This is a genomic window from Virgibacillus oceani, assembly GCF_041521345.1.
Lineage (GTDB): Bacteria > Bacillota > Bacilli > Bacillales > Amphibacillaceae > Virgibacillus_N > Virgibacillus_N oceani_A.
This window is the reverse complement of record NZ_JBGOHB010000026.1, coordinates 20251-46436: the sequence shown is the minus strand read 5'-3', so window position 1 is coordinate 46436 and position 26186 is coordinate 20251. Positions and strand designations below refer to the sequence as shown.

The 26186-nt window shown below is 39.6% G+C and carries 26 protein-coding genes; 14 read left to right on the top strand and 12 right to left on the bottom strand.

Going from position 1 to position 26186, the window contains the following annotated elements; translation table 11 throughout:
- Positions 1 to 180 precede the first annotated feature (180 nt).
- Both ACDX78_RS17175 and ACDX78_RS17170 read right to left on the bottom strand, forming a co-directional pair.
- Positions 181 to 1941: a methyl-accepting chemotaxis protein gene (locus ACDX78_RS17175; protein ID WP_486029388.1), complete on the bottom strand. Its 1761-nt coding sequence runs from the start codon at positions 1939 to 1941 to the stop codon at positions 181 to 183.
- Positions 1942 to 2075: 134 nt separating this feature from the next.
- Positions 2076 to 2615: an HD domain-containing protein gene (locus ACDX78_RS17170; RefSeq protein WP_486029387.1), complete on the bottom strand. Its 540-nt coding sequence runs from the start codon at positions 2613 to 2615 to the stop codon at positions 2076 to 2078.
- 130 nt (positions 2616 to 2745) lie between these two features.
- Between ACDX78_RS17170 and ACDX78_RS17165 the strand changes: the two genes are divergently transcribed.
- From ACDX78_RS17165 to ACDX78_RS17145, 5 genes are all read left to right on the top strand, one after another.
- Complete coding sequence (locus ACDX78_RS17165; RefSeq protein WP_486029386.1) at positions 2746 to 3708, top strand: DMT family transporter; 963 nt, start codon at positions 2746 to 2748, stop codon at positions 3706 to 3708.
- Between the two features lie 12 nt (positions 3709 to 3720).
- Positions 3721 to 4776: a type 2 isopentenyl-diphosphate Delta-isomerase gene (gene fni, locus ACDX78_RS17160; RefSeq protein WP_486029385.1), complete on the top strand. Its 1056-nt coding sequence runs from the start codon at positions 3721 to 3723 to the stop codon at positions 4774 to 4776.
- Between the two features lie 66 nt (positions 4777 to 4842).
- Positions 4843 to 5286, top strand: coding sequence for a DUF2188 domain-containing protein (locus tag ACDX78_RS17155; protein WP_486029384.1), 444 nt, complete (start codon positions 4843 to 4845; stop codon positions 5284 to 5286).
- 102 nt (positions 5287 to 5388) lie between these two features.
- Positions 5389 to 6249: an MBL fold metallo-hydrolase gene (locus tag ACDX78_RS17150; protein ID WP_486029383.1), complete on the top strand. Its 861-nt coding sequence runs from the start codon at positions 5389 to 5391 to the stop codon at positions 6247 to 6249.
- A 90-nt stretch (positions 6250 to 6339) separates the two neighbouring features.
- Positions 6340 to 7056: a DsbA family oxidoreductase gene (locus ACDX78_RS17145; protein WP_486029382.1), complete on the top strand. Its 717-nt coding sequence runs from the start codon at positions 6340 to 6342 to the stop codon at positions 7054 to 7056.
- A gap of 167 nt (positions 7057 to 7223) precedes the next feature.
- Here the strand turns inward: ACDX78_RS17145 and ACDX78_RS17140 are convergent, their stop codons facing one another.
- A complete protein-coding gene (locus ACDX78_RS17140) occupies positions 7224 to 9107 on the bottom strand; it encodes an OmpA family protein (protein WP_486029381.1) in 1884 nt (627 codons plus the stop codon).
- Between the two features lie 784 nt (positions 9108 to 9891).
- Between ACDX78_RS17140 and ACDX78_RS17135 the strand changes: the two genes are divergently transcribed.
- The 9 genes from ACDX78_RS17135 to aac(6') all read left to right on the top strand — a co-directional run bounded on the left by ACDX78_RS17135 (position 9892) and on the right by aac(6') (position 17576).
- The gene (locus tag ACDX78_RS17135; protein WP_486029380.1) at positions 9892 to 10845 is read left to right on the top strand and encodes an ABC transporter permease; all 954 of its coding nucleotides are present in this window, start codon (positions 9892 to 9894) and stop codon (positions 10843 to 10845) included.
- Positions 10835 to 11785, top strand: coding sequence for an iron chelate uptake ABC transporter family permease subunit (locus ACDX78_RS17130; protein ID WP_486029379.1), 951 nt, complete (start codon positions 10835 to 10837; stop codon positions 11783 to 11785). The genes ACDX78_RS17135 and ACDX78_RS17130 overlap by 11 nt, the downstream gene beginning before the upstream one ends.
- Positions 11779 to 12534 carry an iron ABC transporter ATP-binding protein gene (locus tag ACDX78_RS17125; protein WP_486029378.1) on the top strand — a complete coding sequence of 252 codons (756 nt, stop codon included), beginning with the start codon at positions 11779 to 11781 and terminating at the stop codon, positions 12532 to 12534. The genes ACDX78_RS17130 and ACDX78_RS17125 overlap by 7 nt, the downstream gene beginning before the upstream one ends.
- A 393-nt stretch (positions 12535 to 12927) precedes the next feature.
- Positions 12928 to 13869 (top strand): siderophore ABC transporter substrate-binding protein, encoded by a 942-nt coding sequence (locus tag ACDX78_RS17120; protein ID WP_486029377.1) that lies wholly within the window; start codon positions 12928 to 12930, stop codon positions 13867 to 13869.
- A 172-nt stretch (positions 13870 to 14041) separates the two neighbouring features.
- Complete coding sequence (locus ACDX78_RS17115; protein ID WP_486029376.1) at positions 14042 to 14719, top strand: SurA N-terminal domain-containing protein; 678 nt, start codon at positions 14042 to 14044, stop codon at positions 14717 to 14719.
- A gap of 431 nt (positions 14720 to 15150) precedes the next feature.
- Positions 15151 to 15657 (top strand): GNAT family N-acetyltransferase, encoded by a 507-nt coding sequence (locus ACDX78_RS17110; RefSeq protein ID WP_486029375.1) that lies wholly within the window; start codon positions 15151 to 15153, stop codon positions 15655 to 15657.
- Positions 15658 to 15927: 270 nt separating this feature from the next.
- Positions 15928 to 16524: a DJ-1/PfpI family protein gene (locus ACDX78_RS17105; RefSeq protein WP_486029374.1), complete on the top strand. Its 597-nt coding sequence runs from the start codon at positions 15928 to 15930 to the stop codon at positions 16522 to 16524.
- Between the two features lie 51 nt (positions 16525 to 16575).
- On the top strand, positions 16576 to 17043 hold the full coding sequence (locus ACDX78_RS17100; RefSeq protein WP_486029373.1) for a GNAT family N-acetyltransferase: 468 nt from the start codon (positions 16576 to 16578) through the stop codon (positions 17041 to 17043).
- A 98-nt stretch (positions 17044 to 17141) separates the two neighbouring features.
- On the top strand, positions 17142 to 17576 hold the full coding sequence (gene aac(6') / locus ACDX78_RS17095; protein ID WP_486029372.1) for an aminoglycoside 6'-N-acetyltransferase: 435 nt from the start codon (positions 17142 to 17144) through the stop codon (positions 17574 to 17576).
- Between the two features lie 262 nt (positions 17577 to 17838).
- On the opposite strand, the gene hisC is transcribed toward aac(6'), so the two are convergent.
- From hisC to hisZ, 9 genes are all read right to left on the bottom strand, one after another.
- The gene (gene hisC, locus ACDX78_RS17090; protein ID WP_486029371.1) at positions 17839 to 18891 is read right to left on the bottom strand and encodes a histidinol-phosphate transaminase; all 1053 of its coding nucleotides are present in this window, start codon (positions 18889 to 18891) and stop codon (positions 17839 to 17841) included.
- A complete protein-coding gene (hisIE, locus tag ACDX78_RS17085; RefSeq protein ID WP_486029370.1) occupies positions 18884 to 19528 on the bottom strand; it encodes a bifunctional phosphoribosyl-AMP cyclohydrolase/phosphoribosyl-ATP diphosphatase HisIE in 645 nt (214 codons plus the stop codon). Before hisIE ends, hisC begins: the two co-directional genes overlap by 8 nt.
- Positions 19528 to 20292, bottom strand: coding sequence for an imidazole glycerol phosphate synthase subunit HisF (hisF, locus tag ACDX78_RS17080; RefSeq protein WP_486029369.1), 765 nt, complete (start codon positions 20290 to 20292; stop codon positions 19528 to 19530). Before hisF ends, hisIE begins: the two co-directional genes overlap by 1 nt.
- Complete coding sequence (gene hisA, locus ACDX78_RS17075) at positions 20282 to 21004, bottom strand: 1-(5-phosphoribosyl)-5-[(5-phosphoribosylamino)methylideneamino]imidazole-4-carboxamide isomerase (protein ID WP_486029368.1); 723 nt, start codon at positions 21002 to 21004, stop codon at positions 20282 to 20284. The genes hisF and hisA overlap by 11 nt, the downstream gene beginning before the upstream one ends.
- Positions 21001 to 21606: an imidazole glycerol phosphate synthase subunit HisH gene (hisH, locus tag ACDX78_RS17070; RefSeq protein ID WP_486029367.1), complete on the bottom strand. Its 606-nt coding sequence runs from the start codon at positions 21604 to 21606 to the stop codon at positions 21001 to 21003. Before hisH ends, hisA begins: the two co-directional genes overlap by 4 nt.
- Positions 21607 to 22409: 803 nt before the next feature.
- Positions 22410 to 22994, bottom strand: coding sequence for an imidazoleglycerol-phosphate dehydratase HisB (gene hisB / locus ACDX78_RS17065; protein ID WP_486029366.1), 585 nt, complete (start codon positions 22992 to 22994; stop codon positions 22410 to 22412).
- Positions 22987 to 24264, bottom strand: a complete 1278-nt coding sequence (hisD, locus tag ACDX78_RS17060) for a histidinol dehydrogenase (protein WP_486029365.1) — start codon at positions 24262 to 24264, stop codon at positions 22987 to 22989. The genes hisB and hisD overlap by 8 nt, the downstream gene beginning before the upstream one ends.
- A 6-nt stretch (positions 24265 to 24270) precedes the next feature.
- Positions 24271 to 24897, bottom strand: coding sequence for an ATP phosphoribosyltransferase (gene hisG / locus ACDX78_RS17055; RefSeq protein WP_486029364.1), 627 nt, complete (start codon positions 24895 to 24897; stop codon positions 24271 to 24273).
- Entirely contained in the window at positions 24898 to 26142 is a 1245-nt protein-coding gene (hisZ, locus tag ACDX78_RS17050) for an ATP phosphoribosyltransferase regulatory subunit (RefSeq protein ID WP_486029363.1), read from the bottom strand.
- Between the last annotated feature and the right edge of the window lie 44 nt (positions 26143 to 26186).

Here is a 26186-nt window from a genome sequence, read left to right as displayed (position 1 = left end):
TAAACAAACGGGTGCAATGCTTAAACAAGCGATACAACATAGGAATTAGGTAATCAGAAAAAGATATACTTAAATTTGAGTTTTGCAATAGTTAACGGAATGAAAGTAAATATTAAAATGAGGGTGCTTTTGATCATAAAGGCAAGAAAAACATTTCTTCCTGCCTTTCCATTGATATGTTTACAGCTTAAACACCTTCACTTCATCATTCAGCTGCTCAGCTAGCTTTGCCAGTTCATCTGCACTGTAAGATACTTCTTCCATGGAACTGGATGTTTGCTCGGCAGACGCTGCCGCTTCCTGGACACCTGCTGCAGATTCTTCCGATACCGAGGCTACTTCTTCAATCAGGTTATTCATATTCGAACTGTTGTCTGCGATTTCTTTCAGGTTGCCTGAGATATTTGAAACTTTTCCTACCATTTCTGTAATAGCATCATAAATGCTCTCAAAGTTTTCACCTGTCGTTTTGATTTGGTTCGTTCCTTCCTGCACTTCATGGTAGCCATGATTTAACACATTCACTACTTCTTCTGTTTCAGACTGTATGCTGTTTACGATCTGTGTAATTTCTCCAACCGAAGCAGCTACCTGTTCTGAAAGTTTTCGGACTTCATCAGCAACAACAGCAAACCCCTTCCCATGCTCACCAGCTCTGGCTGCTTCAATGGCAGCGTTTAAAGACAGCAAATTTGTTTGACCTGCAATATCTTTAATAACTTTTACAAGTTTGGATATTTCATTTGATTGGTGGTCAAGTCCTTGTACTTTGTCAACGGAATCGGCTACGATTGTATCAATTGTTTTCATTTGGTCTACGGATTTATTCATCAGCGATGTCCCTTCTTGTGTTAGTTTAAGTACCTCATCTGATTTTGTGGAAACTTCTTGGCCGCCAGTTTCTGATAATTGAACTTTTTCTACAAATCTATTCATGTTCTCGGATAGGTCTGTAGCACTGTTTGCCTGTGATTCGGCACCGGTTGATAATTCCTCCATCGTGGTTGCGATTTGTATGTTGCCTTCTTTCACTTCATTGGCTGCTTGTGTCAGCTCTTCACTACGTTGGGTGACTGCGCCCGATGCGTCAGATACTTTTAAGAGGATATTGCTTATATTCTCTTTCATTTGATTGACAGCGGCAGCTAATTGGCCAATTTCATCTTTTCCGTTAAAGTCAAGGGAAGCTGTTTTCAAATTGCCATTTGCCATTTCTTTGGTTATTCCCACTACATTTTGCAGGTTTCCGGAAATACGTCTGCTGATCCATAGGAGTAAAGTAATTCCAATTATGATTGAGAGGGCATTTGCTGCAGCCAAAACAATAATACTTGAGTTCATACTGTTTTCCGCATTACTGACAGATTCAGTCTGTTCTGCAGATACGATTTCCATCAATTCATCTATTTCTTCTATCGTTTCCGTTCGTAATCTGGAGGAGTAATCCCGTAATGAAATAGCCATCGCTTCCTGTCCTTCTTCCATAGAAGAAACCATTCGGTCGATAAAAGCATTGTCAATAATATTATTATTCGCAATGATTTGTTCAAAGATAGATCTTTCATTTTCTGTATTCATGGTCGGTTCAATGTTTTCAGCTAATGCACTAAATTCATCCTGATATTCATGAAACGTATCAATGAAAGCAGGGCTTCCTGTAAGAAGATAGTCGGCGGTCTGTACATCTTTGGCTTGTATAACTTCAGCCATTTCGGCCATATCATTTACGCGCTGGCTTTGCGCTTCAATAGCTGCTATATCCTGCTGCACATTATTCAACTGCAGATAGACGATTGCTGTTGCCACGATAAATAAAATTGCGGTGAATATGTAAACGGAAATATATTTCTTTCCAATCCCTACATTCTTCCAGTTAAATACTTTGTAACGCTTCTTATTTTGTTTTGGATTTTTAATTTTGTTTGTTTTGTTTTTCTTCATATGTATCCCCCAATTAGTAATGACCATCCATGCTTTATATCGGCATATTTGCATAAGTCTAAAGAACTAATTGAAGGAATTTTTAAGGTGATATGGGGGCGGGGAGCAGAAGTATTACAACATAAATGGAAAAGTTATTTAAAAACCCTTTTAATTGCATGCTCAAATTCCTTAAAAAATGCCGGAGCATCTTTCTCTGCTAATCCTGCATACATATTTTCTGCAATGGATTCGTTGTACCATTTCTGTTTTTCGAAACCTGCATTAAAGTGGTTCCAAATGGCATCACCCTGTATTTTAAGATCTTGTTCCAGACTGAGCAGGTTATCGAGCTTGTCCGCCACAATTAAATACTTTACTTCTTTCTCGGCGTGTTTTATTATATCAATCGTATGCTGTTTTCTTTCCTGCCAGGATTTCGATTTATCTTCTGTATGTGCAGTAACAAGTTCGGCAATGTGAGGTCCGAATAATCGGTGTATATCCTCTATTTCATACGGAGTGTCTTCTACAACGTCGTGTAAGTAGCCGGCGCTTACAACCTCCGTACTAAGTCCCGCTTTCTCTAACCGATCTGCTACCCTGATGGGGTGCGTAATATACGGTGTACGGGAAGTTTTTCGAAACTGTCCCTTATGTGCTTTTTCAGCAAAATCCTTCGCCTGTTGTTTCATCGATAGTCCTCCATTTAAAAGCTGATCGTAACGTCCACCAAAATTGGTTTTTCAATTATAGCATAAAATGGTGTGTTAAAAGCTCCTTTTCCTTTCATTTCGATTTTAAAACAAGTAAAATTATAGGGAGATGGCAAGTCATCATGATTTGCTGGAGAGAAGGGTAGAAATGAAAAATGAATCATCGATAGCAATATATTTTTGGTTATTGCTGGTTCCGTTATTTTGGGGAGGGGCATTCGTAGCTGCAGAACATGTCATTACAGAAATCCCGCCCGTTACAGCTGCTGCATTCCGGTTTGGATCGGCAGGAGTAATTTTGCTTGCCATTGTTCTAATGCAAAAGAAAATAGATATTCAAGCGATTAAAAAACAATGGATTCCCATTTTGTTTATGGCGCTGACCGGTATTTTCGGTTACAATCTATTCTTTTTTATAGCTCTGGATATTACTACATCTATAAATGGGTCCTTGATTGTTGCAACTACCCCAGTGATGATTACATTGGGCGCCGTATTTTTCCTTGGAGAAAAGTGGGATAAACGATTGGGTTTTGGACTTGCATTATCCTTGTTGGGTGTCATTGTTGTTATTTCCAAAGGTTCCATACAAACTTTATTGCAGCTCGAATTCAATACGGGCGATATTTTATTTTTATGTGCGCTAGTATGCTGGGTCGCCCATGGACTCTTGGGGAAAATGGCGATGCGAAATGTTTCCCCGATAGTGACCACTACGCTAACTACGCTGCTGGGCGGTTTCTTCCTCGCAATAGGTTCCTTATTTGAAAGTGGGTGGCACTTACTTCCTGCAATGTCAAACCAGGCATGGCTGGAAATGCTGTTTATGATTGTTTGTTCATCGGTTATCGGCTTTCTTTTATGGAATTACGGAATTAAACAGATTGGGGCAAGTAAGGCAAGTATCTACATGAATCTTGTTCCGATTTGCACAGCGCTCATTGCAGTTTTTCTTTACGGAGCTGCTTTTACATTCATTCAGTTGAGCGGTATGATTATGGTGTTATTGGGTGTTTATCTAGTAACGCTCCATCCATATTTGAAAGAAAAAAGAATGAAACGAAAAATCTAGGAGGAAATTTACATGGAAACGGATATTAACAAACGGAAAACCGAACATATACGCCTTTGTTTGACAGAAAATGTAGAGGGCATCAACAAATCAACAGGGCTGGAAGGGATTTCTTTTATACATAATGCATTGCCGGAAATTAACTTTGCCGATATTGAGCTAAACAGTTCTTTTTTGGAGAAACCATTGCAAGCACCTTTTCTTGTAAGTTCCATGACCGGCGGTTCTGAACTCGCATCAGAAATCAATCATAATCTGGCAAAAGCCGCAGAGGAAAAAGGATGGGCAATTGCGCTTGGTTCAACAAGAGCTATGCTTGAAAGCGATGCCCATAAAAAGTCCTTCCTGATACGTGAAAGTGCACCGACAGCTCCGCTCATTGCCAATCTTGGCGCGGTTCAATTAAATTATGGCTATGGTGCAGAAGAAGCACAGCGAATTGTGGATTTAACGGAAGCGGATTCACTTGTCCTTCACCTCAACAGCTTGCAGGAAGCAGTGCAGGATGGCGGAGATTTAAACTTTGAAAATTTGCTGCCAAAAATAGAAGAAGTTTGCAAAAAAGTGACTGTACCCATTGGTGCAAAAGAAGTTGGCTTTGGCATTGATGGCACTGTAGCGGAAAAACTGTATAATGCCGGTGTTTCCTATATTGATGTAGCCGGTGCTGGGGGGACATCCTGGAGTCAGGTGGAAAAACTCCGTTCCGAGGATCCATTGAAAAAAAGTGCAGCTGAGGCTTTTAATAACTGGGGGCTGCCGACAAAGGATTGTATCAATTCTGTCAGAAACAGGCTCTCCGACATCCCCTTAGTGGCCAGCGGCGGAATGAAAACTGGGGTGGATGCAGCAAAAGCCATTACTATTGGAGCAGATATCATAGGCTTTGCCCGTCAATTATTGCAAGCTGCCACTGAATCCCCTGAGGCAGTTGTTACCACCATGGATCAGATTGAGCTGGAATTAAAAATGACGATGTTCGGTATTGGAGCCAAAACACTTGATGAACTAAAAGACACAAGGCGCGTCAGCATTATGGGCAGGTCTTTACTGGAAGAAGACAGCTAAAATCCACCATGTTTCACTTCATACAGGAAGGGGAATCTATTACAAAATGGATAAGGAGGAATCACCATGCCTTGGACATTAAATGACTACCCTTCTTCAATGAAAAATTTAAATGATGCAACCAAGAAAAAAGCAATTGATATTGCGAACTCCATGACGGATGAAGGCTATGATGAGGGGCGAGCCATACCCATAGCCATTGATCAGGCAAAAGAGTGGAGAAAAAATGCATCAAAAAGTGAAATAGAAGAATATGAGAAGACCGGAAAGCCAACAAAACGCTCTGAAGAAGGAAAAAAACATGAAAATAATCCTGAGCGACTGGAAGAAGCACAGCACGTAGTAGCACATGATGATGGATGGGCTGTTCAATCAAGTAACGCAAAGAGAGCAAGTAATGTATATAATAAGAAACAGGATGCAATTAATCGTGCGAAGGAAATCTCCGAAAACAAAGGGACAGCTCTGAAAATATTCAAGAAAGACGGAACACTGCAGAATGCAGAGTAAACCGTGCATGAAAATAACTGCTTTCCTAATAATAAGGGAGTGGTTATTTTTAATTTGAACATATTTCTATGCAATAAGAAAATGGAAGGAGAGTCAAATTTTATGGATAAGGAAAGGCAACAAAGAGAGCATGGAACGTTTATTCCAATGACTTCCGTAAACAGCGGTGAGGGGAGGGAAGTAACCGAAGATGTCTACTACTACACTGATCAAATAGCTAATATTATATGTATCGGGAATCCCAACGACGGGAAATGGGTGCTCGTTGATGCCGGTCTGCCAAACGCTGCAGAAGATATCAAAAGCTTTGTGTATGATCGTTTTGGAAAGGACAGTAGACCAGCAGCTATTATTCTTACCCACGGTCACTTTGATCATGTCGGAGGTTTGGCCGATCTTATTGATGAATGGGATGTTACCGTATATGCTCATGAAATAGAACTTCCTTTTTTACAAGGAGAAAAAGATTATCCCGAACCGGATATGTCAGTGGAAGGCGGTATGCTGGCAAAAATATCCGGCCTTTATCCAAATGAAGCAATAAATTTAGGAGATAGGGTTAAAGCACTGCCAGAAGACAATTCTGTACCTGAACTGGAGGATTGGGAATGGATCCATACACCCGGTCACACTCCGGGTCATGTTTCTTTCTACCGGAAAAGTGATTCTTTGCTTATTTCCGGAGATGCTTTTATCACGGTCAGACAGGACTCCTTTTATAATGTATTAAATCAGGAGGAGGAGGTAAATGGCCCGCCTAGATATTTAACAACAGATTGGAAACTCGCTTATGAATCAGTGAAAGCACTGGAAGCATTGCGCCCGCATATTGTTGTTCCGGGACACGGTAGTGCGATGGAGGGAGAAGATTTAACAGAAGGATTAAGAAGGCTGGTTGATCATTTTCAAAGCTTGGCTGTTCCGGATTATGGCCGTTATGTTAACGATGAAAATCTGCATTAATGGAAATCCGAATACCTTATTTTCTCAAGCACATCGGTTTATGGTAAATAGTTAGCTGTGCTACAATGAGCTTAGAAATGAGGTGTCTTAATGAAAATTGAAGTCTGGTCAGATTTTGTATGTCCGTTCTGCTATATCGGTAAACGCAGATTGGAGCATGCACTGGAAAAATTCGAACATAACCAAGATGTAACGCTGGAATATAAAAGCTATGAACTGGATCCAAATGCTGAAGTGAACCCCGGGCAAAATATACACGAATATTTGGCAAGTAAAAAAGCGATGTCCATGGAACAGGCGAAAAGTATGAATGAATCAGTCGGCGAACAAGCGAAACAAGTAGGGCTGACGTATAATTTTGATACGATGCAGCACACTAACACATTTGATGCACATCGTGTAGCAAAATATGCAGATGAGCAGGGCAGGGGAAAAGAAATGACAGAACGACTGCTCCATGCCTATTTCACAGAATCAAAACTAATCAGTGACCATCCAACATTAATTGAACTTGCAAAAGAAGTGGGGCTGGAGGAAGAAGCAGTAACAAATCTGCTTAAGCTTGATGATTATGCCATCCATGTGCGAGCGGATGAAGAAAATGCACGCAAAATCGGTGTTCAGGGCGTTCCGTTCTTTGTTTTCAATGAAAAATATGCCGTTTCCGGCGCCCAGCCTGATGAAGTATTTTCAGAAGTGCTTACAAAGGTATGGGAGGAAGAAAATGAACAGCCGGCCCTTCAATCACTAAACCCTAAAAAATCGAAAACTACTTATTGCACGGATGAGGGCTGTGAAACTGAATAAACTTCAATTAAGAAGCAACCTATGGAATTAGCAGTCCATAGGTTGTTTATGTATTTTTTGGCAGATGGGGAAACTTGCCTATCTAAATCAGTGCAACTACGGTTTGTTTTCGGTATATAAAAAAAGGCTTGCTTAGAGAATTTCCAAGCAAGCGTTCATTCGGTTTACTATTCCTCTTCCAATTTATTTTCTGTCTCTACCGGGACGTTCGTAAATCTCCAAGGCTGCGTTCGCTCAATCTCAAATTCAGTAGCCTCATCAAGAAAATCTCTTGGAACGGTAAGATCAACTGTCACGGTTTCAGCATCTACCGCTGGCCAAATTACGGTAGCCGTGTAATACCCATCTTCACCGAGTCGGCCAATGACACCCATGTTCCGTTCGGCAAGCGGAACGATGTATTCCATACCACTTTCTGCTTCGTCTACCCAGTCTTCCGCTGTACTTCCTTCTAAAGGAGTCAGATAATAATCTAATGGGTAGTACCGTTGACTATTGTGTATAAGTGTTGGTGCATAGGCTGTGAATTGACTATAGCCAACGGATTCATCATTATGCCATCCCCGTGCTCCTATTGGCCTTCCAAAACCAAAAGTCAGTGCTGTATAATCCGCTCCCACTTCTTCTAAACTGCTTACTCTTATTCTTCCAACCAATAAATTATCAATTTGTCGAAGAGATTCAATCTCAATTTCCCCATCGTCCGATTGGATTGTATCCGGATGTTCTGCTTCTTCACCTAAGGCTTCCGGCAATTCCGCTTCCGTTTCGATTTCCACTTCTTCTGTTGGCGGGGTAAAATGTAATTCTACCCGTCGATTTTGTGCGCTTCCTTCTTCTGACTTATTGTCTGCAATAGGATCCCGGAAAGATTCTCCCCGTACAGCAATATCAAAGGATTCCAAATCAGTTAATTCTTCCAGCTGCTCTCGTACAGCTTCCGCCCTGTCTTCTGAAAGCTCCTGATTGTATTCTTCTGTTCCTTCATCGTCTGTATGCCCTACAATTTCCAAGTCTCCGCCTTCCGCTCCGGCAAGTTCTGCTATTGCGGCTTCCAGTTCCTCTTCTGCTTCTTCTAATAAATCAGAGGAATCGTAATCAAACAAGACATCACTGGAGATCATTAAAGTAGCGTATTCGATTTCGTCAATTCTGCTGACAGACGTTTCTACACTTTCTCGATAACTTTCAATCGGAAACACCCGTGCATCAATCTTCTCTAAATTTCCATCAAATGCTTCGAATGCACTGCTAACTAATTCTCTTTCTATGATTTCTTCAATGGACGGAACCGCTTGTCCGTAAACTTCTTCTGTATCCTCATCTATTTCTTCCAGTTCACTTTCCGTCAATTCGTCCTCCACTTCTTCTATAGTAGGGGTGCCAGCTTCTTCCCGATTTATGACTGGGATATTTTCAACGACCCCCAGCCTTCTGAACATCACATGCACTTGATCCATCTCCGGTGCGGCAAACACACCAAAAAATCGAGCCGGTTCATGTTCTTCTCCAAACGTAGCCTGCCGGTTCCCGCCTCCTTCACCTAAAAACGTATGCACGGCTGTATCCAACTGATCCTCCATTAATAGAACAGCAGGTTGTGAGACCGTCATCTCCCTGGAATCAATCACTTGAATATCATAGCCTTGTCGAGCAGCAATTCCTTCACCCGTCCCTAATTCCTGATTAAATAAATCTTTAAATGATACTGTCAGGTCACTATCCGAGTCCAATGTAACAGGCAGGATGGCTAAATCTCCTTCTCGTACCATCGGTCCAACTTTACCATTTACCTCATAAGTCTCCTCCTCACCGGAGTGCCAGAGCTCCTGTTGAAACGTTATGGGATTTACTTCTAGAATTTCTTCCTCATTATCCCCTGTTTCTTCGTCGTCAGGTTCAGCTTCCTCATTGTATGTAGTTTCCAACTCTTCTGCATCTTCATTCCCTCCCGGTTCATTAGACTCTTGTTCTTGCGCGTCATTGTCATTTTCGCTGCATGCGGTTAACAACACCACACCCAGTACGACTATAAATAAATATTTCATCATGACTCGTCCCCCTGTCCCCTTAAATATAAACGTTGCAAAACCATGCTATGAATATCGTAAAGTATAACAGATATGTGGCAAATTCTAAACATTATATAGTATCTAATTCTCTCATATTATTTCAATCATTCGGAATAGTTTTTTTATCAAACGACTACTTGCAGATACTACTCCTGGAGATAAACCATAGGGTCTCTCAAAAGGAGCAAATCATTTAATACTTGAAAAAGAAATTGAAGGAAGCCTTGGCGGCAATTTACAGAGAGCTCACTGTATTCGTTCGGGTGGTTGCTTATGAGATTCACTTTCAAGAATCACCTTAGCGGGCAGTCAAATTTTCTAATGAAAGGGAGCAGTCTCCCTGGTGATATACCCTAAGAACAGCGCAAGTTACATATACACCATGTGTTTAAAATAAATCAAAGTTATTACTTGTCCATAAAAATAAAGTGAGTGATGTTACGAAAATGTTTAAATAATAAGCTGTTTTATATTGACGCACGGTTAAATTCTGCTATACTGATAACTGAGTAATCTAATTGATAATGAATATCATTCTTAATTATATTCATTAAAAGCTAATAATCATTATTATTAGCATGTTAATTTAAAAAAATAGGCAGAATCTTTTTTGTCTGGCAGTAAATTTAACAGATGGAAAGCAGTTTCTGTTAATAAAGCATTCTGATCAGGTTGCCTTCAGTTTAACATGAAACAATTAATGGAGGAATAACTTCTTAATAATTTGGGAAAAGCGAGAGAGCTTTGAAGAGAGAGTCAGCGTATGAAAATTTGGTATTTAATTGTAGGACTTATTATTCTTTCTGTTACATCTATTTTTTTAGGTGTTTCAGATATCTCGCCATTAGATATATTTAATTTAACCGAAGAACAGCAACAAATATTACTCATCAGCCGACTCCCAAGGCTTTTCAGTATACTGATTGCCGGCGCGAGTATGAGTATTTGCGGGCTTATTATGCAGCAGTTAAGCAGAAATAAATTTGTTTCTCCGACTACTGCAGGTACACTGGATTCAGCAAGACTTGGAATTTTAGTTTCCATGATGATATTCACTGCAGCGAGTCCACTTGAAAGAATGCTAGTATCTTTTGCATTTGCCTTATTAGGCACATTCATATTCATGAAAATACTGGAAAAAATTAAATTTAAAGATGCTATCTTTATTCCATTAATAGGTTTGATGTTTGGTAATATTATATCTTCTGTATCAACCTTTTTTGCCTATCAGAATGATCTTATTCAAAATATGACATCCTGGATGCAAGGCGATTTCTCCATGATAATGAGTGGAAATTATGAATTAATGTTTATCAGTGTGCCCATTCTTGTGTTAGCGTTTATCTACGCAAATAAATTTACCATTGCCGGAATGGGTGAAGATTTTTCCAAAAATTTAGGGTTGAATTATCGGCAGGTAGTTAATCTTGGTTTGATTATCGTGGCACTTGCTACAGCAGCAGTTGTCCTGTCAGTAGGCGTTATCCCGTTTTTAGGCTTAATCATCCCCAATATTGTAACGATTTACCAGGGGGATCACTTGAAGAATAACCTGATACATACCGCATTGCTAGGTGCAGTATTCGTATTGATTTGCGATATTATTGGCAGAACAGTTATTTATCCATATGAAGTCCCCATCAGCTTGACTGTTGGAGTAATAGGCAGCGGGCTCTTTATTTACCTGCTGTTGAGGAGAAAGAAATATGGGTTATAGGAAAAAAATAATTATACTTGCCATTATCGCAACTTTACTAGCATTATTATATATATTTTACGACTTGAGTGGAAATATTGGTTATATTTTGCCAAGAAGAACGATCAGCGTACTTGCCATCATTTTAACCGGTAGCGCTATTGCCTTTGCAACTGCTTTATTTATGACGATTACGAATAACCGGATTTTGACACCAAGTGTGATGGGGCTTGATTCACTCTACTTATTAATACAAACAGTGATTATCTTTATATTCGGGTCCAGCTCGCTGGTGATGATGAATAGTGAAATAAATTATTTCATTTCCATTGGCAGTATGGTGCTATTCTCGTTAGTTCTTTTCCGGCTTCTATTTAAGGGAGAAAAGAGTAATATTTACTTCCTTTTACTTATCGGGATGATCCTTGGCACCTTTTTCGGAAGCTTGACATCATTTATGCAAGTGCTTATCGATCCGAATGAATTTATGGTAGCTCAGGACCGGATGTTTGCCAGCGTCAATAATGTAAATACGGATCTTGTTTATTTATCTATAGGTATTGTAATACTGGTAGCCATTTATTTCATACGCTTCTATAAATATATGGATGTTATTGCGCTCGGAAAAGATCACGCAGTAAATCTCGGTGTTCCGTATGATCGTGTCGTATTTCATGTTTTAATTATGGTAGCTATCTTAATCTCAGTGGCTACTGCCCTAATTGGACCAATTACTTTTCTTGGTCTGCTCGTTGTAAATATCGCTTATGAATACCTGAAAACATTCCGTCATTTCTATATACTTATAGGTTCTATGCTAATTAGTATCATCGCGTTACTTGGCGGTCAATTTATTGTAGAAAACGTATTTACATTTCAAACGACCATCAGTGTCATTATTAACTTTGTAGGCGGCGTATACTTTATATATCTTTTGTTAAAGGAGAATAAATCATGGTAGATATAAAAAATGTATTTAAAACATATAACCAGAAAAAAGTCATTGAAGATGTGTCCGTGTCCATTGAAAAAGGAACCATAACATCATTCATTGGTCCCAATGGGGCGGGGAAAAGTACGTTAATCTCAATGGTCAGTCGACTGATAGCAAAAGATGATGGAGAAATTACGATCGATGGGCAGGACATTTTAACATCAAAAAACAATGACCTTGCCAAAAAGATTTCTATTTTAAAACAGTCCAATTCAATTAACTTAAAACTAACCATTCGTGAGTTGGTTTCATTTGGCCGTTTTCCTTATTCACAAGGAAAACTGAAAAAGGAAGATTGGGAAAAAGTTGATGAAGCAATAGATTACTTGGAACTGCGGGATATACAGGATAAATACCTGGATGAACTGAGTGGTGGTCAGCGCCAGCGTGCCCATATCGCCATGGTTATTGCTCAGGATACAGAGTACGTTCTGCTTGATGAACCGCTGAATAACCTAGATATGCGCCATGCTGTTCAGATTATGAAAATATTGCGCAGATTGGTGGATGAACTTGGAAAAACCATTGTAATTGTAATCCATGATATTAATTTCGCATCCTGTTATTCCGATAATATCGTTGCATTAAAAGATGGGAAAATTGTAAAACAGGGAAGAGCATGTGATGTGATTGATAAATGTGTGCTGAAGGATATTTATAATATGGATATTGATATCCAAGAAATTGATAATAAGCGTATTTGTGTATATTTCTAATTACTTATTTTTGCAAATTGCCGGCAATTTATATACAGAAAACTAGGCTAGTCGACAAGCCTGAAAACAATTCTGCAGATTGGGAAGCTAAAAAAAAGCCCCTTTTAATAAAAACAGTATTGCAGACTGATTTATTAAAAGGAACTCAACCAATATGTTCATTTTACTTTAATAAGCAGGTTTCGTAAAAGTATTTGCTTATCAATATATATGTTCTTCTTTAAGCTGATCAGCAGCAATTTATTTAGCCGAAAAGGCTTGTATATTACAGCATAAGGGAGCAAAGTACACTTTCAAGAAACCTTGTAGCAAAATCCAGGTTTTCTAATTGTGTCTCTCTAAGCTTGGCTGGAAGCATATTTTGTAACTTAATATAAGAATGGGAGTTTGATCATGAGAAAATTTATATATATATTTATAATTGGTTTATTAGGTATGGTGATGGCGGCATGCGGGTCTTCCGATGCCAGCGATAACAGTAATGCAGACGGCGGAGAAACGATAACAATTACCCATGAGCTGGGGGAAACCGATGTAGAGAAAAATCCGCAGAAAGTAGTCGTGTTCGATTTTGGCATGCTGGATACATTGGATGCATTGGAGCTTGACGTAGTAGCAGGGATCCCAAAAGGAAATATTCCCGCTTATTTAGAGAAATATGAAAGTGAAGAATATGAAAACGTCGGCAGCTTAAAAGAACCTGATTTTGAAAAAATTGCAGAAATTGATCCGGATTTAATTATCATATCTGGTCGCCAAGCAGAATTATATGATCAATTCATGGAGTTGAGTCCTACAATCCATCTTGGTGTGGATACAACACGTTATATGGATTCATTCCGTGAAAACTTGAATGCAATTGGTGATATATTTGATATGCAGGATGAAGTTGATCAGGAACTGGCGGCGATTGAAGATTCTATAACAGAAATGCAGGAAAAAGCAGCTGGGACAGATGAAAACGCGCTTATCATTTTAGCTAATGATGATAAAATCAGTGCCTATGGCCCAAGTTCAAGATTTGGTATTATTCATGACGAGTTTGGGGTTCCGGCAGTAGATGAAGGAATTGAAGCATCTACACACGGCATGAACGTTTCTTTTGAATATGTCACAACCCAGGATCCAGATCGGTTATATGTGATTGACAGGGGAGCGGCTGTCGACGGGCAGTCTAATGCACAGCAAATTGTAGAAAATGAACTTGTTAAAAATACAAAAGTATATGAGAACGATAATATTTATTATCTGAATCCGGACTACTGGTATTTATCCGGTGGCGGACTCATTTCTGTCAGTGAAATGATTAAAGAAATTGAAGAAAGTTTGAATTAATGTATTGGGGCACAGGGACAGGTGAAAAGTTCCTGTGCCTTTTTGTGTTGTTTGGTATAAAGGTATTGGTTCAGTGTCCCAAACAAAGGGATGAGGCACTTGTGTCCTCTTGCACTGGTGACAGAAAATATGTTTAGATAAAAAGACATGACAAGGAAATGAGGTAAACTAAATGAAAAAACTATTAATCGTAAGCTTTGTGCTGGGTTTATCAATAATTTTAGCTGCCTGCGGAAACGATGAAGATGAAAGCCAGGAAGCACCAGAGGAAATAGCATTTGCCGATGAAGAAAGAGTGGATCCGGATACACTGGTTGCTACAGTAAATGGCGATGAAATAAAGGGTGATCGCTATAACCCGATTTACACACAGGTGAAAATGCAAATGGCTCAATTTGGAGAGGACGTCAGTGATCTTGATTATCTAGTAGAACAAACATTAAATGTTTTGGTCGAACAGCAACTGATCAATCAAGATGCTGAAGAGGTTGGGATTGAGGTAACAGAGGAAGAGGTACAGGGCGAATTTGATGAGCTGAAGGAGCAAAATGAAGATCAGCTTGCTGTCGTGCTGGAAGAGTTTGACTTAACGGAAACTGAATTTAAAACGCAATTAAGAGATGATTTAATTACAACAGCATATATTGAATCAGAGCTTGATATTGAAGTAACAGAGGAGGAAATAGAAGAATTTTATGAGCAGCTGACTGAAGAGAATGGCGAGATAGGAGAATTGGAAGAACTCGAGGAATCCATTCGAACCCAGCTGGCTAACCAGAAAACTTCAGAACAACTTCCAGGGAAAGTGGAAGAGTTGAGGGAAGAAGCGGAAATAGAGCATATGATATAAAGGTGAAAAGCATCGCTGTATTTAGTAACGGGTTCAGTTCTGGGAGAGAAAATACAAAACAACATAAATTTCAGGGATACAAATCACAAGTGATTTAGTATCCCCTTTTTTTTTATTGATATGACAATCCTCGATTCAACTTATGCAACGAAATAATATACAAATTATCAAAGGTACATAAATTTATATACACTTGTTAATATGTCTGTCAAAATGCTTGTTATTTGCAATGCTATTTGATGTGATGATTATGGTGTTAATTTATAAAAAGTTGAGGAAAATTTCTAAGTTTTTAGAAGGTGCGAATTCATTATGTTAAAATATTCGTATACAACAAACGGGCCAGATTGTTGAATAATTGTGCCCAGCCTTCAAGTAAAATGAAGACGGTTAAAACCGTTATTCACTAAATTTTAAAAGGGAATGATGAAATGAAAAATTCTGTAATGAGTACGGAGCGGTTGACATTAAGAAAAATGAATAAGAATGATGTCGGAAATTTAATGAAAATATTCTCCGATCCAGAAGCAATGAGGTATTATCCATCGACAAAAGAAAAAAGGCAGACAATAGAGTGGATTGAATGGACGTTGGATAATTATAACAAATACGGTGTCGGACTTTGGGTTGTTGAGGATAAGGTGACAGGAGATTTTCTTGGTCAATGTGGTATTGTCCCTCAAGAGGTTGATGACGAAATAGAAATGGAAATTGGTTATCTGTTCGTGAGAAGTGCATGGGGGAACGGATACGCCACTGAAGCAGCGTTAGCTTGTAAGAATTATGGATTTGAGCAAATGAATTTAAGAAAGATAATTTCATTACCTGATGTAAACAATATTCCATCCACAAAAGTTGCTGAACGAATTGGTATGAATATAGAAAAGACCATTCAAAAATGGGGTAAAGAGGTATATGTTTATTCTGTTATCCTATAAATAATATGAAAAGCCCTGTTTAAAGACCTCAGATGAATGAATAATATTAGACTTTCAATTCGCGCACCCTATTTCGTTAATAACCACTTTAGGACTGGATAATTATAAAGCTTTCTTAAGCAAACGAGCGCGATAACTGAATAAATATGTACCACAATAGGCCATTAAATGGAAGAATATTTATTACTAACGAATCGGCCCAATTGACAAAAAATTGTGTTTTTATTGTAAAATTAATCAAGAATAATCTTTTCCAAAGGGGAATCCCATATGAATAACAAACAGTGGAGAGTAGGAATTTTTCTATTTGATGAGGTTGAGGTTTTAGATTTTGCTGGACCATTTGAAGTTTTTTCAGTAACAGCCTTAGAAAATAATGAAAATCCTTTTTTTGTTGAAACGGTTTCAGAAAAAGGAAACATCATATATGCCCGAAACGGTTTAAAAGTACAACCGGATTACAATTTTAATAATATGCCACAATTCGATGTTCTTATTATTCCCGGTGGACTAGGTGCAAGGGAAAAAGAAATACATAATGAAAATGTAATAAAGTGGATTGCAATTCAAATGCAAAATGTTCAAATAATGACTTCTGTATGTACGGGTGCCTTACTTCTTGCAAAAGCAGGGTTACTAAAAGGTAAACGAGCCACTACTCATTGGGCAAGCCTCGACCGACTAGAAAAAGAATTTCCAGAAGTCGATGTTCAACAAGAGGTTAAATATGTTGATGAAGGAAATATAGTAACATCAGGTGGAATTTCAGCAGGAATAAATATGTCTTTTCATATTGTCAACCGACTATTAGGTTCTGAAATAGCGCAAAAAACGGCTAAAAGAATGGAATACGATATTGTTGTTTAATCTTTATTAAACAAAAGGGCCAGTTAATTGAATAAAAATGGGAGTGTTTGAATGGAGATCAGGCTTACAAACCGAGGCGACATTGACCAACTTATAAAAATGAGATGGGACTTTACTTTGGAGGATGAGGATTATGGTGATCTCGTAAAAGAAAAAGATTATGAAAAATTTAGAGATGAGTGTCAGCATTTCTTATTAAAGGCGATACAAAGTAATGATTGGTTCATTTGGATAGCAGAGCATAACAGGAAGATTGTTTCGCATATATATGTTGAACTGATACAAAAGGTACCCAGACCAGGTAGAATCAGTTATCCATTTGCCTTTATGACGAACGTTTATACAGTAACTGAGATGAGAGGGAAGGGAATCGGAAGCCAGTTGATTGCCAAGGTGAATGAATGGTCAGAGGAACAAAAAAACGAATTTATAATTGTTTGGCCAAGTGAAACAAGCATAGATTTTTATAAACGGAACGGATATAAACATTGTAAAGAACCAATGGAATATTTAAATTGAAATAAGGACAGATACTATCGAACGAGGCCATGTATTTTTGAATTACTATCAATAAAGAATGCAAAAGTGGAAGCAATAAAAGTATTAGGAGGTTTTCCATGATAAAAGAGGCGACGTTGCAGGATACAAAAGAGGCTGCACACCTTGCTTTACTACTGTGGCCAGATCACACATTAGAAGAATTTATTCAAGAAATGACGAATCTTATTGCTCAGCCCGACGCAAAAATTTTTTTAGCTTATCATGACACAGAACCAATTGGATTTGCGCAATGCCAACTACGATATGATTATGTCGAGGGAACGAGTTCGAGTCCAGTGGGATATTTGGAGGGACTTTTCGTAAAAAATGCCTCCCGTAAAAAAGGCGTTGCTAAAAAGTTGGTAATTGCTTGTGAGAATTGGGCCAAGAAAAAAGGTTGTCATGAATTTGCCAGCGATTGTGAATTAGAGAATGAGGAAAGCCTAGCATTGCATCTTAAATTGGGATTTGGTGAGGTCAATCGCATTATTTGTTTTAAAAAAGAATTATAAGGTTTGACTCAATAAGATATTCTTTACTATTAAACATACATAACAAATATCAATCTTCCGTTAACGTGCAAATTCTGGAAAAGGAAAAATAAAAATAAATTATAACGCTTTAAAAACGCTCAGAACATATCTGAGCGTTTTTGTTTGCTAATATATATTGTTAATTTACAGGTGAAAAGAATAGCAATTTGTATGTTTTTCCCCTTGCTATTAGCATTTTTCTCTCCTGAAACTGAACCCGTTAGGTATTTACGCGATGCTTTTATATTACTTTATCAAGCTTTCTTAAAAAGTTTTCCATTTGTTCATCTGTTCCTATTGTAACCCGGATATAATTATCAATTTTTGGTTTGTTGAAATGGCGGATTAATACGCCGTCTTCTTTTAAATCTTTATATAATTGACTTGCGCTTTTTTGGTAATGACATGCAAAAAGAAAATTGGTTTGGGAGGGGAGAACATGAAACCCTCTTTTTTTCATTTCTTCTTTAACCCATTCTCTTGTATGAATTATTTTTGCTGTTGTTTCTTTGAAATATTCTCTGTCCAGGATAGAAGCCCTGGCACCTTTCATTGCCAGCCGGTCAATGGTATAGGAGTTAAATGAGTCTTTGACCCTGTTTAGTCCTTCTATCAATTTCGGATGGCCAATTGCAAAACCAACGCGTAATCCAGCAAGTGAGCGGGATTTGGATAGTGTCTGGATAACGAGAAGGTTGTCATATTGGATTGTCAATTCCACTGCGGATTTCTCGGCAAAATCCACATATGCTTCATCGATAATAACCACATTATCCGGATTGTTTTCGACAATTTCTTTGATTGCATCGAGATTTAAGTACCTACTCGTTGGTGCGTTTGGATTTGGAAAAATCACACCGCCCTCTGATTGGAAAAATGCTTCCACGGGAAGGCTGAAATTCCTGTTTAACGGCACTTCTTCCACTGGGATATAAAAAAGATTGGCATATACAGGATAAAAACTGTACGTGATGGCGGGGTACCTTATTTTTTTCCACTGATCAAAAAAAGCCATAAAAGAAAAGGCGAGTACTTCATCTGAACCATTCCCGACAAAAACCTGTTCTTTAGAGACACCATAATATGCTGAAACAGTGTTATTCAGGGCATCAGCTGTTGGGTCCGGGTAAAGATGCAGCCGCTCTATCTCGAGATTAATCGCCTCCTTTACTTTTGGTGAAGGGGGATATGGGTTTTCATTCGTATTCAATTTGATAATACCCGGGTCATTTAATTGCTCACCCGGAACATATGGCTTTGCCCGCTTTACAGCCTTGCTCCAGAATTTACTCATCCTGATTCCCTGCTTTTTGTATATGTCTTGTTCTAAGCTCATCTTTAATATCGGCAACGGAAACATCTAACAGTTCCATTAATACCAGCGTATGATAGGTCAAATCGGCAATTTCCCAGGTGACTTCCTGTTTATCTTTGTTTTTTGCGCCAATAATGACTTCGCTTGCTTCCTCGCCGACTTTTTTCAGAACTTTATCGATCCCTTCGTTAAATAAATAGGTAGTATAAGATCCTTCTTTTGGATTGCTTTTCCGCTCTTTTATTTTGTCGGTCAGCAGGGAGATGTCATTATCTTCTGCTGGTTTATTATGCGGGAAAAGACTATTATGGAAGCAGGATTCTTCCCCTGTATGGCATGCGGGTCCGAGTGGTTCGACCATCACAAGCAGTGCATCATTATCACAATCAAAGCGGATATCCTTAACAATTTGTTTGTTTCCCGAAGTCTCCCCCTTGTTCCAGAGCGCTTGGCGTTTTCTGCTGAAAAACCATGTTTCTTTCGTCTCCATTGTTTTTTGAAGAGACGCTTCATTCATATATGCCAATGTCAGTACTTTATTTGTTTGTACATCCTGGACGATAACAGGAATCAATCCATTTTCATCAAAGGATAGTTCTTCAAAATTTACCTCCATCAAGTATTCCTCCTGACGATAATTCCATCTTCAGCCAATTTTGTTTTTAATGCAGGGATAGGGATTTCATTATAGTGAAAAACAGAAGCAGCCAAAGCGGCATCGGCAAATCCTTCCTTTAAAACACTTGAAAAATGTTCAAGTTTACCTGCGCCGCCGCTTGCTACGATCGGTATATTTACAGCTTTCGCTGCGGCTTGCATTAGATCCAGATCATAACCGCTTTTCTCGCCATCGGTTTCGATAGCATTTAGGACGAGTTCTCCTGCACCAAGTGCTTCTCCCTGTTTTGCCCATTCCATTGCATCTAGCTCAGTGTTTACACGTCCGCCATTAATAAACACTTCCCATTTATTATTGCCGGTTTTCTTTGCGTCGATGGACAGGACGATACATTGGGAGCCAAATTTTAACGCGGCTTCCTTAATAAGCTCAGGATCCTTTACAGCTGCACTATTGATTGACACTTTATCCGCACCAGCATGAAGCACGCGGTGAATATTATCCAATGTGCGGATGCCCCCGCCGACAGTGAAAGGAATAGCTATCTCTGCCGCCACCTTTTCTACAATATCCAGAAAAATATCCCGGTCTTCGTTTGACGCAGTTATATCGTAAAATACGAGTTCATCCGCACCATCCCGGTTATATCTTTTTGCCAGTGCAACAGGGTCATCTACGTCCTGAATGTCCTTAAACTGCTTTCCTTTAACTACTCTTCCTTTGTCTACATCCAGACAAGGGATAATTCGTTTAGCCAGCATTTGTTTCACCCTCCATCGCTGCTTCAAATGATAATGTACCATCGTAAAGCGCTTTACCGATAATGGCACCATATAATTGCTGCTCTTTTAATTTCTTTATATCATTGACTGTAGTCACTCCGCCTGAGGCGATAACATTAACCGATGTGGCCTCATTAATCGTTTGGAGCTCCGTAAAATTGGGACCTTCCAGCATGCCGTCTTTTAAAATATCTGTATAAATGATAGTTTGAACACCGAGGGTTTCCAGTTCCTTTACTAAATCAACAGCTGTCACATCACTTGTATCCGTCCAGCCATTTGTTGCCACATAGCCGTTTCGTGCATCAATGGATACGGCAATTTTTTCCCCGTAGGAACTTACAGCTTCTTTTAAAAAGTCGATGTCATTTATTGCTGCTGTACCAATGATGACACGGGAGACACCTGCCTGAATATATTTCCGCACCATTTCTATGGAGCGGATCCCGCCGCCTATTTGCATAGGAATAGCAACTTCATTCGCAATCTGGTGGATTACATCGTAATTTACAGCAGTGCCTGTTTTCGCTCCGTCAAGATCAACGATGTGAAGGTAAGCTGCTCCTTTGTTTTTCCATTGCATTGCCATGTCGGCTGGAGAGCTGCTATAAATCGTTTCTTTATCATAATCACCCTGGGTCAGCCTTACACATTTTTTATTTTTAATATCAATTGCCGGAAAAAGTATCACGAGATCATCTCCCCAAAGTTTTTTAGCATCTGTAACCCGGCAGCACCGCTTTTTTCCGGATGAAATTGCATGCCGATTATATTATTCTCCTGAACTATGGCGGGAATGTCTCCGCCGTATTGACTAGAGGCCAGAAGCGTTTGCTGATCGTTGTTTTCCACCTTGTAAGAATGAACAAAATATACATAGTCTGTTTTATTAACGCTGTTCAGAAGGGTAGTGTCCTGGTGCTGGGTTAGTGTATTCCATCCCATGTGGGGGACTTTTACGGAACTGTTGATTCTGCTGATATCCCCTCTTAACAATTGAAGGCCTTCCCATTCACCATCTTCATAGCTCTTTTCATAAAATAACTGCATCCCAAGGCAGATACCAAGAATCGGTTTTCCATTTTTTGCTTCCGTCCGTAAAATTTCTGAAAGTCCTGATTTATGAAGTGTAGCGATGGCATTATTGAAAGCACCTACCCCCGGAAGAATAATAGCATTACTCTTTTGAATCACTGTTTCATCCACTGTCAGGCAAGCATTAAATTGTAATCTGTTCAGTACAAATTGCAGACTTTTAATATTGCCTGCACCGTAATCTATTATTGCAATCATTAATGATTCTTCCTTTCCCATGGCTGTTTTCGTAAACTTTGTTGCTTTTATTTTTTGGAGTTGAGATAAACTGTGGCGTAACCCTCTGTCCGCCGCTGCGGAAATACCCCTCGCTTTCACCCGCTGGGCACAAGTGCGACATCGGTTCAACTCACTCTGTTCGTATCACCGTGTCTTCTTTGCCGCTTGGTGGCTGGTGAGCCTCCTTGCCCCGACAAGGGGTATGCCGACGTTGCCCGCAAAGGGCGGTTTTAGTCGGCCTTCATTTGTCGCGCTGCGGGGTCTCACCTAGGCCATTTCTCCCGCAGGAGTCTTGGGGTATTTCCTCCGCTCTACCTATTACTAGTGCAATTGATCGAAGCAATTGTGCTCTCATTAGTCCGGGTGAGCGTAGGGCGGTGACTCCTCGAAAATATAATGCAATTTTCTTCGTGCGATGTAATGCTGACGCAGCCTTCCTTGTCCTGCGGGAACAGCACGAGTCCGAAGACCCCGCAGAGCGGTCGAGTGGATGGAAGGCTAAAGTCGCGACGTCCTGTCGCAACGCCTTCATGACTAACATCCTGTTAGCCCGAGGCTGAGGCCGTACCCGCGGAAAGCATCCGCCCGAAGCGATCCCGGACGGAAGGTGTTGCTTAGACTTAGGAAATAAAGAATAGTTACGTCACAGTTTATAGATATTCTGTCAATAATAACAAATCTTTTCGGTGGGACGAGCATTTACGCGCAGTTCCGAATTTTTTCAGTGAAGCGAGTAACTATAGCCCCAATTTTTAAGAAAACAGCCTTCTCGATAAATATTTCTACAGCGTGCCTTTTGTTGATGGTACTCCTTTTATACGGCCATTTTTCTGGCTGGCAAGGTCAAGTGCGCTGCCGAATCCTTTGAAAATGGATTCTATCATATGGTGGGTGTTTCTCCCGTAATGTAAATTAATATGGAGCGTGACATTGGCATTTTTGGCAAAGGCTAAAAAGAATTCTTCGACCAATTCTGTATCAAAAGCTCCGACCTTTTCCTTTAGTCCTTCCACATGATAAACAAGAAAGGCGCGTCCGCTTATATCCAAAGATATTGCCGACAATGCTTCATCCATCGGTGTAGTAATGGTGGCATAGCGATTGATTCCTTCTTTATTGCCGAGTGCTTCGTTGAATGCCTGGCCAAAGGCAATGCCGACATCCTCCACAGAGTGATGCTGATCCACTTCCACATCACCATTGCAATTTACATGAAGATCAAGCAATCCATGCTTTGCGGTTAAGGTCAGCATGTGGTCAAAAAAGCCGACCCCTGTGTTAATTCCTGAGTTTCCTTCTCCATCAATATCCAGTTTGACATCTACTTTTGTTTCTTTCGTTTCTCGTTTCACCGATGCATTACGCATTTTCGTCATCCTTTCTAACTTGAATGGAAGCCTCGTGGGCTGTTAACCCTTCTATCCTGGCAAGCTGCATGATATCTCGTGATGCTGCCAGTAAAGACTCTTTGGAATAATGAATGATGCTGGATCTTTTTATGAAATCATACACGCCGAGCGGGGATGAAAATGCCGCCGTACCGCTAGTCGGCAGGGTATGATTTGGCCCAGCGTAATAATCGCCAAGTACTTCCGGGGAAAATTCGCCGAGAAATATAGCTCCTGCATTTTTGATGAAAGACAGGTGCTCAGAAGGATACGCTGTCATTAATTGCAAGTGCTCAGGTGCAAGGTCATTTATCACATCGTATGCTTCTTGCCTATTTTCAGCGATAATCAATTTCCCGTTTTGTGATAGTGATTTTTCAATGATTTCTCGTCTGTCCAGTGTTACAGCTTGTTTGTTCATTTCTTTTAAAATGTTGTCTGCAACCGACCGGCTGGTGGTAACACAAATACTGCTGGCGGACTCATCATGTTCCGCCTGTGATAATAAATCAGCTGCAGCATATTTCGCGTTTGTCCTCTTATCGGCAAGAATACAAATTTCACTTGGCCCGGCAATCATATCTATATCCACATCGCCAAACACCCATTTTTTTGTACGGGCCACATATGCATTGCCGGGTCCCACAATTTTTGATACTTTCTCAACTGTTTTTGTCCCATATGCCAAAGCTGCGATTGCTTGTGCTCCGCCAAGCTTATAAATTGTATCGACACCGGCAAGTTGTGCTGCAACCAGTACATATGGATTCATTTTCCCACCTGGTTGAGGAGGTGTAGTCATCGCAACCTTTTCCACACCGGCTATTTTTGCAGGGATCACATTCATTAAAACGGTGGATGGATAGGCTGCTTTTCCACCGGGAATGTATACGCCCGCTTTTTCCATCGGGGTTATTTTTTGCCCAAGGGTAATCCCTTGTTCTTTTTCAATAAACCATGATTTCTCGATTTGCTGCCGGTGGAATTGTTCAATATTATCTTTTGCTTTTTGAAGCGCTTGGACGACGTCGGCATTTACTAACTTTTTGGCATCATCAAATTCCTTTTCTGAAACAATCAACGTATCAAGTGCTACACCGTCAAACTTTTCTGTGTAAGAAAAAAGAGCCTGGTCACCTGTTTTTCTTACTTGATTAATAATTTCCAGTATCTTTTCATCTATTGCTTCTGTTTTAGAGCTATTGGAATCGGTTTTTTGTTTGAATTGTTCTGCAGTAATAATCTCCATTTTCTATCACTCCACAGCTGTTTCTATTTTTTGGATAAGATCTTGAATTTCAGCTGACTTTGTCGCAAAGCTTGCTTTATTTACAATAAGTCTAGTGCTGATATTTTCCACTTTTTCAATGATAGAGAGCCCGTTTTCCTTTAACGTTGTCCCGGTTTCTACGATATCGGCAATGTAATCAGCCAGCCCGATGAGCGGGGCTAATTCCACTGATCCATTTAACTTCACTGTATCCACGTCCAGCCCTTTTTTGGAAAAATGCTTTTTCGTCAGGTTGGGATATTTGGAAGCAATGGTTAAATTTTGCCGGGTTTCCAGCTGACTGCCTGTTTTGCCTGCGATAACGAATTGACACGTGCCAATCTTTAAATCCAGCATTTCATAAACATCCGCGCTGGATTCGAGAATGTTATCCTTCCCGGCAATCCCGATATCTGCAGCCCCTTTTTCTACATAAGTCGGCACATCCACTGCTTTTACAAATAGTAATTTAATCGACCGCTCAGGATTGTAAAAAATGAGCTTCCTGGATTGATCGTGAAAATCCCGGAAGTGAATATCTATGGAATTTAATAGCTCAATGGTACTCTCCGCTGTCCGTCCTTTTGCGATTGCTAATGTTATTGTTTCCACTTAAACTTCTCCCTTCATTTCCTGTACGATACCGATGAGGCTAGCTGTGTCAGAAAATGATCGCTCCTGTTTATTTGTGTGTAATTGATTTCCTGCAGTGGTAAAATGAACTTTATTTCTGCTCGAAAAATCAATCTCCTCATCTCCTGTAAAAGTGAGTACATGGTAGCCTTTGGTGCGCAATTGAAAAGCCGCAGCTAATGCCTCTTTTTGTTTGTCTTTATGATAAAAAATAATGAAGTCTTGCATTTCTTTTTTTCTCGTAATTAATCCCTGCTGAAGTACGGCCTGCAAAAGAATATCCACTTCGGCCGCAAATCCAATGGCAGGAATATGTTTATCATACTTGGCTCCTAAATGATCGTAACGCCCGCCCATTAAAACGGGTTTGCCCACATTTTCTATAAAACCCTGAAAGATAATTCCTGAATAATAATCCATATTGTTGATAATGCCGAGGTTGCATACAACATGCTCACTTATTTGATAAGCTTCAAGCACTTCCCATACTTTTGTCAGATTCTCCAGTTCCACTTGTAATTGATTTGTTGATGCGATTTCCTTGGCCTGGCGGATTACTTCATCCGGCCTGCCATAAAGGAGAGGGATTTGCTGAATTGCTTGTTTTAGCGCTTCATCAATAGGTAATTCAGCAAGAAATGGTTCTATTTCTGCTAGGTTTTTCGATTGAATCAGTAATTGTAATTGTTCCAGCTGTTCCTCCGTTAATGCGGTTTTTGATATAAGTTCTTTGAAAAATCCTGCATGGCCTATTTCTATTTTGAAATTGGGAAAGTTCAATTCCTTTAACAGATGGACTGCAAGCATGATTACCTCGGCATCTGCTTCCGGTGAGTTTTTCCCTAGATATTCAACCCCTGCCTGTGTATGTTCCTTTTGGTTGTTTTGCTCTGACAGCTGCCGGAACACATCCAATATATAAAAATAGCGTTTTTCGCTCTGCAATGGCTGTTTGCTTAAAGCTGTCATTCTCGTAATGGGAATCGTCACATCTGGCCGGAGCACCAGCACTTTACCTGATGAATCAATCACTTTAATCATATCGTCTTTTTTAACTGTGCCAGTCAAATCGGAGTAAACATCATAAGCTTCAAATGCAGGTGTTTGAATTTGTTTATAGCCATAGGTTTCAAACCGTTTTTTGAGCTTGGATAGGAGTACTTCACGAATCTGAAAATCTTCTATTTTGCTGTCATTTTCTTTATCATATATATAAAGTTGCACGCGTTACTGCTCCTTCCAATAAAACTTTATTACTTTATCGCTTT

Coding starts and splice junctions, on each gene's coding strand:
- ACDX78_RS17170 (WP_486029387.1), bottom strand. CDS start 2,615: ATGAAACAACAGGCGAAGGATTTTGCTGAAAAAGCACATAAGGGACAG.
- ACDX78_RS17130 (WP_486029379.1), top strand. CDS start 10,835: ATGGGTTATAGGAAAAAAATAATTATACTTGCCATTATCGCAACTTTA.
- hisIE (WP_486029370.1), bottom strand. CDS start 19,528: ATGGAGGTAAATTTTGAAGAACTATCCTTTGATGAAAATGGATTGATT.
- hisB (WP_486029366.1), bottom strand. CDS start 22,994: ATGCGTAATGCATCGGTGAAACGAGAAACGAAAGAAACAAAAGTAGAT.
- ACDX78_RS17150 (WP_486029383.1), top strand. CDS start 5,389: ATGGATAAGGAAAGGCAACAAAGAGAGCATGGAACGTTTATTCCAATG.
- ACDX78_RS17110 (WP_486029375.1), top strand. CDS start 15,151: ATGAAAAATTCTGTAATGAGTACGGAGCGGTTGACATTAAGAAAAATG.
- ACDX78_RS17100 (WP_486029373.1), top strand. CDS start 16,576: ATGGAGATCAGGCTTACAAACCGAGGCGACATTGACCAACTTATAAAA.
- ACDX78_RS17120 (WP_486029377.1), top strand. CDS start 12,928: ATGAGAAAATTTATATATATATTTATAATTGGTTTATTAGGTATGGTG.
- ACDX78_RS17105 (WP_486029374.1), top strand. CDS start 15,928: ATGAATAACAAACAGTGGAGAGTAGGAATTTTTCTATTTGATGAGGTT.
- ACDX78_RS17135 (WP_486029380.1), top strand. CDS start 9,892: ATGAAAATTTGGTATTTAATTGTAGGACTTATTATTCTTTCTGTTACA.
- hisD (WP_486029365.1), bottom strand. CDS start 24,264: ATGGAGATTATTACTGCAGAACAATTCAAACAAAAAACCGATTCCAAT.
- hisF (WP_486029369.1), bottom strand. CDS start 20,292: ATGCTGGCTAAACGAATTATCCCTTGTCTGGATGTAGACAAAGGAAGA.
- fni (WP_486029385.1), top strand. CDS start 3,721: ATGGAAACGGATATTAACAAACGGAAAACCGAACATATACGCCTTTGT.
- ACDX78_RS17145 (WP_486029382.1), top strand. CDS start 6,340: ATGAAAATTGAAGTCTGGTCAGATTTTGTATGTCCGTTCTGCTATATC.
- hisH (WP_486029367.1), bottom strand. CDS start 21,606: ATGATTGCAATAATAGATTACGGTGCAGGCAATATTAAAAGTCTGCAA.
- hisC (WP_486029371.1), bottom strand. CDS start 18,891: ATGAGTAAATTCTGGAGCAAGGCTGTAAAGCGGGCAAAGCCATATGTT.
- ACDX78_RS17125 (WP_486029378.1), top strand. CDS start 11,779: ATGGTAGATATAAAAAATGTATTTAAAACATATAACCAGAAAAAAGTC.
- ACDX78_RS17140 (WP_486029381.1), bottom strand. CDS start 9,107: ATGATGAAATATTTATTTATAGTCGTACTGGGTGTGGTGTTGTTAACC.
- ACDX78_RS17175 (WP_486029388.1), bottom strand. CDS start 1,941: ATGAAGAAAAACAAAACAAACAAAATTAAAAATCCAAAACAAAATAAG.
- ACDX78_RS17115 (WP_486029376.1), top strand. CDS start 14,042: ATGAAAAAACTATTAATCGTAAGCTTTGTGCTGGGTTTATCAATAATT.
- ACDX78_RS17165 (WP_486029386.1), top strand. CDS start 2,746: ATGGCAAGTCATCATGATTTGCTGGAGAGAAGGGTAGAAATGAAAAAT.
- ACDX78_RS17155 (WP_486029384.1), top strand. CDS start 4,843: ATGCCTTGGACATTAAATGACTACCCTTCTTCAATGAAAAATTTAAAT.